Genomic DNA, 6,288 nt, shown 5'->3' with positions numbered 1-6,288 from the left:
AGTACACGCTGGCTCACGCGGACGCGGCAGAGTTGACCACACGCGATCACAACGCCGGGTACCTTTGGCTACTCCCTGAGGCGCGCGCACCCAGGTACGCGGACTTCTGGGCTCGACGCGCTGAACTCGAGCGCATTTACGGGCGCATCGGAAGTGCCGCATCATCGCCCAGCGTCTCAAACACAATTCGTGCCAACAGGCTGGGAGAGATCCTCGCTCAAGTCCCCGAGCTGATCATCCACCATAGGAGTTCCAAGCCCTCGTCTGCTCCCCCATCCGCGAGAGAGATCGCATCCACGTGTCTTCGCATCTGCGGAGTCAGCTCCGAGCAGATCGAACTGATCACGGAACAGCAGCACGCTTCGGTGTGACGAGGGATCGACGACGCACCCTCCGGCCGTTCCAACTCCAGGCTGCCTCAGCACTGCCTTCCGACGAAGTGCATTCGTGGAGATCCAAGGCCAGCATCGCAGGGCCTGCATCGCAGCGAGAGCATCCCTCCCAGCTCCGGAGAACCGGAGCAGTAGTGACCGCGGTGTCGCATAACACCCGTGCCCCAGGGTCAAGTCCCGTGGTGTGGTGTCACTCGTGTTGTTTCCTGTGGTGGGCGAGGGTCAGGCGGTGAGGTGGAGCTCGGGGCGTGCGGGCTCGGCGTGGTCGTTCAGGATGTGGACGAGCTTGCGCATCGAGATGTCGGAGAAGTAGCGGCGTTCGCCGTAGGACCATTCCTCGTGCTGCTCTTGCAGGACGGCGCCGATGAGGCGGGTGACGGAGTCGCGGTCGGGGAAGATCTGGACGACGTCCGCGCGGCGTTTGATCTCCCGATTGAGGCGTTCGATCGGGTTGTTCGACCAGACTTTCTGCCAGTGCTCCCGCGGCAGCGGTGCAAACGCGGTGAGGTCGGGTTCGGCTGCCTCGAGCATGGCCGCGATCTCCGGGAATGAGCCGCGGAGGCTGTCGGTGACGGCCTGGTATTGGGCGGTGACCGCCTCGGTCGTGGTCTGCGCGAAGATCGTCGAGATCAGCGCGTTGACCGGCTTGGAGCGGGCCGACCCGAGTTTCTGGGTGACGTTGCGGGCGAAATGGACCCGGCATCTCTGCCACCCGCTCCCGGGCAGAATCGCCTTGACCGCGGCCTTCAGGCCGGCGTGCGCGTCGGACGTGACCAGGGCGACGCCGAGCGGGTCGGCGTCGGTCGCGACCTTCAACCCTCGTTCACGCAGCCCGCGGAGGAACTCGGTCCAGAAGTCGGTGGTCTCGGCGTCCCCGAGCGCCATCCCGAGGATCTCTCGCCTGCCGTCGCCGGAGACGCCGGTGGCCACGACGAGCGCCTGGGAGACGACGCGGCCGCGGTGGCGGACGTCGAGGTAGGTGGCGTCGAGGAACAGGTATGGGAACCAGGTGTGGTCGATCCGGCGATGCAAGAACTCCTGCACCGCCTCGTCGATCTCGCCGCAGATTCTCGACACAGTGGACCTGCTGATGCCTGTGTCGTTGCCGAGGGCACGGACCAGCTGGTCGACCTTGCGGGTGCTGACGCCGTCGATCCAGGCCTGGCAGATCACCGCGTAGAGCGCCTTGTCGACCCGACGGCGCGGGCTGAGCAGCGACGGGAAGAACGAACCCTCCCGCAGCTTCGGAATCGCAAGATCGACCTCGCCGGCCGGGGTCGCGAGCGTCTTCGGACGGGTGCCGTTACAGCGCGTCGTCCGCTCAGGAGTGCGCTCGTGCGGGCCGGCACCGATCTTCACGGTCGCTTCCGCGTTGATCAGGTCCTGCAGGCCGGCCTGCAGCATCCGCCGGAACACGTCCGAGTGGGCCAGGTCGGGATCGGCGAGGACTTCGCCGATCAGGGTCGTCAAGGCAGACTGGTGGTGGGTCATCGTGGGATTCACTTCTTTGCTTCTTGCCGGAAACAACTGGTCATCCCACGGTGGCCCCTCATCGTCTACGACGACGAGAACCCCCGCGGGAAGTGACACCACGCTAGGGGACTCACCCTGCCCCAGCGCCGCGCGCTTGTGCGTCAGAAATCGACATGCTCCGTCGACAGACCAACACCTAACCTGCCCCCACTTCGAGACACTTCCCGGGTACAACGACCCACACGATAATGCGGCTTATCGTGTGGATTGCCAGCCTCACGAGAGTCAATCACCACGATACTGAACGAGCTGTTCTGGGCGTTCTTCCTCCGGGCAAGCGCCACAAAGTCACGGTCTTACCCTTGCTCGGTCCGCGTTGGCGATCAGGTCACCTGCCCACCCGCCCAACGGGATCCGTGCCGCGGAGCGGTCCAGAATCGCGCTATCAAACTTCGAAAGACCGGGGTCAAGCTCGCCATGTTCACGACCCATCCGCGGATGTCGAGCCCAGTGATCCCTCATGCCGAGGCTGGACGAAGTAGTCCGCAGGAACATCGCAGCCGCAGTGTCGAACATGTCGACCGGGCCGGGTCCGGCTTCTGACCTGCCTTCGTCTTCATGACTCATGCGGACTAGATGCGCGGTCCCACCGGCCACCGTAGAAACCTGCGGTTCGGCCGGCGTTACGACCACAGATCCGGCGCCCGATCGCGTCGACCTCCGCCGCTCTCCACTCCTGATTTACTCCCGATAAACTCCTCAGATCTCCACGATTTGACCGGAATCAGCCCGCATAGACACGTACTGATCGCGTAGTCTGAACGGGATGGACGAGCACCAAGCCCCTCTAGGCTTGGTGCAAATTAATCGACTGATCTGGTATTTTTCGACAGCACAAGCTGCGGGAAGTTGGATCGGCTCAAGTCTCTTCAGCTACGCGATCAAGGACCGGCAGGTTCTTGGTTCGAGTCCAAGCCGGGGAGCTTGCAAAGCCCCGATCCAGTTCTCTGGGTCGGGGCTTTCTTGTTGCCTTTCGCGCCAGGCGTTCCGTAGACGAGCGCTCGGGGCGACCCCTCTGCGATCGTGCGCGTCCTCGTCATCCCGCTCAACCAGGTGCTTCATCGGCACTGGAGAGCGAGCGATGAACTCAGGTCGGCAGGCAATCGACGACCGGGTTCGCGCGGTTACCGCCAGGCCATGAGGAACCAGGTGATGGCGGCGGCATATCCGACGAGCGTCATGATCGCGAACGCCGTTGGGGTTCCGAACGGGTTCCTCTTCGTGAATCCGAACGCTGAGTTCGCGTTCAGCAGGTGCAGGAGCAGCCCTCCGCCGAGAACGCCTGCAAACAGCCGGGGTGGGGCGACCGCGAGGACCACCGCGGCGAAGAACAGGTACTCGGCGAAGAACGCCGTCCTCGGCAGCCTCCATAGGCCTGCACCGAGCTTTCGATCGTGGCGCCCGAAGCCGAGGACCGGCAGGTCGCGGAGATGGACGACGAGATCGAGCAGCCAATGCGAGATCGCGGCGACCAGGAACAGCGCCCCTGCCAGCCAGCTCCGGCAGAGGAGCGCGATGATGATCGCCGGAATGAGCGCCAGGAGATTGCTCAGCACGAGCGAGTGCGAGAGCGGATACGCATCGAACCGCACGGATCGCTGCAGCGGATCGCCCGGATCGACGGTGACTTTCTCTCTCCGCGCGAGGACGAGCACCGGCCAGACGAGATCCGGCCAGGCGACTCCCACCGCGACCGGAACGACCACGGCTGCGGCATGCGGCTCGGGGACCAGCGCCAGGAGGGCAGCCGCAGCCGCGTAATGGCCGATGTACATGTGCGCTCCCCCAGGATCGGTGCCGATGCATCCATCCCCGGGCGCACGCTGCGATTCTATCCGGCCACTGACCCGCCACTGCGGCGGTACCGGCGATCGCCGCCATCAGTCTGATCGCACCGCCCAGGCGTCTCCCGATGATCGCCGCGGACACCACCGCCGGGCGAGGTGGCGCTTCCGCACGCGCGGGCTCATCAGCCTCGGCGAGCTCGAGTCGCAGCCAGGCGAATATGTCTCCGGTTGTCGGCGAATAGCTCTCTGATATCGGTTTCGACGCCAGGTCGCGACGTTCCAGCGACGACCCTGATGCGGGTACACCTCGTGAGCCTGTTGTCGAAGACGGCATGGGCCGCGGGATGAAAGGGGAAAATCTTGAACGAGTCGAGCGCCCTCGGGCCGCAGAAGAAGCTGGCAGCCGGACAGGCGGGATCGCCTGGTCGATCCATTCAGCGTCGGACGATCGTGAAGGGGGCGGCGTGGTCTCTGCCGGTCCTTGCCACTGCTGCTGCGGTGCCGATGGCGGCCGCGTCCGGGACCCCGTGCGTCGGGGGTGCCTTCGACTCTCCTGGTACGCACTTCTACAAGGTCCCCGCCGGCGTCACCTCGCTCAAGTTTGAAGTCGCGGGAGGCGGCGGAGGAGGTGACTTCATCAACTACGGAACAAACGGACCGGGTGGGGCCGGCGCCCTCATCGTCGGTGTGCTGTCCGTCGTGCCTGGCGAGACGCTGACGTTGATCGTGGGCGGCGGCGGGCAGGGCGTATACAAACAGGGCCTTGGGGGCAAGGGTTTCGGCAATGGCGGCAACGCCACCAATGTTGGAGGGGTTTGGTACGGGCCCGCGTCGGGTGGAGGTGCAGGTTCTGCAATCCTCCGTGCAACGACTCCCCTCGTCGTCGCTGGTGGCGGCGGTGGCGCTGGCGGCGGCGAAGGAACTGTGGCGTACTTCATCAGCTCGACCGGTGCCGGTGCGGCAGGCCCGACCCCGGGCGACGGGGCGCCGACCGCGGTCACGACGAACGCGGGCAACACGTTCACCGTCAACGGCGGTGGAGCGGCCAGCGGTGCCAACGGAGGCGCGGCGGGACTCGCCAGCACCACGGGCGCCTTCAGCGCTACCTCCCCCGGCGCGGCAGGAGGTGGGTTCGGCACAGGCGCGAACGGTGGTGGGAACGGAGCAAGCTCCAAACCCGGAACCAACTATGAGGGAGCGGGCGGCGGCGGATACGCGGGCGGCGGATCCGGTGGAGCCGCGGTGCGGTACGGCGACTATCAGAACACCGGCGGCAACGGTGGTGCCGGTTCGAGCTTCACAGGCGGTTCAGGAGTCGCGGTGAGCAGCGTCCTGTCCGCCGGCAACGGCGGCCACTCCACCACCACGTTCACCGATGTCGATGGAGGCCCGGGGTACATCCGGATCGCCTGCCCATGAGACTCGCTGACCGCATGAGTGCCGTCTAGCTGAGCACTTGCCCTCCGAGACCGATGACCGATTCCCTTGCGCTCGACCCCTTCACGACGCAAGGGAGTCTTCGGCGCTCCACCCAGTCACGCCCGGCAGGCAACCCGCGATTCCTCGCCAAGAATCACCGCGTGAAGATCTCGTCGCGGGGAGCTTCTCGTCGAGTTCGCATCGAACCCCGGCTACGACCGTTTGCCGCCGTCTTCGGTTTCTGGACGCGGTAGAATCGGTTCAGCGTTGGTGCTGTTGATCCGCGTCTTCTCGATGCGGGCTCTGCCGGGGGTCGCGCGTCTGGGAGCGGGACGGCATGTCACGCGTAGTGGACTCGATCCGGTCGGTTGACGCCTCGTCCGATTCTGAGCTTGTCGACCGCACCAGACGAGGCGATTCCGCCGCGTATGGGGAGCTCTGGCACCGGCACTACCGTTCCGGGATCGCCGTCGCACGCTCGTTCACGGGCACCTTCGACCCGGATGATCTGGTGTCAGAAGCGTTCACGAAGATCTACACCACGATCTCCCGGGGTGGCGGGCCGACCGCCGGGTTCCGCCCCTACCTGTTCACCGCGATCCGGAACACGGCTGCCAGTTGGGGGCGAGGCTCCCGCGAGACGCCGATGGAGCATGCCGAGAGCATCCCTGATGTCCGGTTCACCGAAGAGGCCCAGCTGGCCGCACTGAACGGGTCCCTGGCGGCGCAGGCGTTCCGTGCCCTGCCTTCGCAGTGGCAGGAGGTCCTCTGGTACAGCGAGGTCGAAGGCATGCCTCCGCGGGATGTCGCCCCGTTGATGGGGATGTCCCCGAATGCGGTGGCGGCTCTGGCGTATCGCGCGCGGGAGGGCCTGCGGGCGTCGTGGATCCAAGCTCATCTCGCGTCCTTGCCGGAGGACTCGGAGTGCCGGTGGACGGTCGAGCGCCTCGGCTCGAGCTTCCGGAAGCGGCTGGCGAAAGCGAACCAGCGACGCGTCGACGACCACCTCGAAACGTGCCCCACATGCCCCGTGCTGGTCGAGGAAGCCGGCGAGGCGAATCGGCACATCGGCCTCGTCCTGCTCCCGCTCGCCGCCGGAGTCGGGGGCGCTACGGCCTACACGGCGTGGCTCGCCACATCGGGCGGGGCGACCGCCA

4 protein-coding genes are annotated in these 6,288 nt (G+C 65.9%); 2 read left to right on the top strand and 2 right to left on the bottom strand.

Features of this window, described 5'->3' with window-relative positions; genetic code table 11:
• Positions 1–614: 614 nt before the first annotated feature.
• A complete protein-coding gene (locus B7X32_RS17150) occupies positions 615–1,883 on the bottom strand; it encodes an IS256 family transposase (RefSeq protein ID WP_292722370.1) in 1,269 nt (422 codons plus the stop codon).
• A gap of 1,166 nt (positions 1,884–3,049) precedes the next feature.
• Positions 3,050–3,700: a hypothetical protein gene (locus B7X32_RS17145; RefSeq protein WP_292722368.1), complete on the bottom strand. Its 651-nt coding sequence runs from the start codon at positions 3,698–3,700 to the stop codon at positions 3,050–3,052.
• Between the two features lie 372 nt (positions 3,701–4,072).
• Between B7X32_RS17145 and B7X32_RS17140 the strand changes: the two genes are divergently transcribed.
• Entirely contained in the window at positions 4,073–5,131 is a 1,059-nt protein-coding gene (locus B7X32_RS17140; RefSeq protein WP_292722365.1) for a hypothetical protein, read from the top strand.
• Positions 5,132–5,468: 337 nt separating this feature from the next.
• Positions 5,469–6,288 (top strand): sigma-70 family RNA polymerase sigma factor (locus B7X32_RS17135; RefSeq protein ID WP_292722363.1); only part of this gene is annotated, 820 nt, incomplete at its 3' end.

The sequence above is a fragment of the Microbacterium sp. 13-71-7 genome (genome assembly GCF_002257455.1).
Taxonomy (GTDB): domain Bacteria; phylum Actinomycetota; class Actinomycetes; order Actinomycetales; family Microbacteriaceae; genus Microbacterium.
Note: the sequence above shows the minus strand (reverse complement) of the source record. Positions and strands in the feature narration are given on the sequence as shown.

Excerpts from the sequence above, each read along its gene's own strand:
- B7X32_RS17145 (WP_292722368.1), bottom strand. The coding sequence starts at position 3,700 with ATGTACATCGGCCATTACGCGGCTGCGGCTGCCCTCCTGGCGCTGGTC.
- B7X32_RS17150 (WP_292722370.1), bottom strand. The coding sequence starts at position 1,883 with ATGACCCACCACCAGTCTGCCTTGACGACCCTGATCGGCGAAGTCCTC.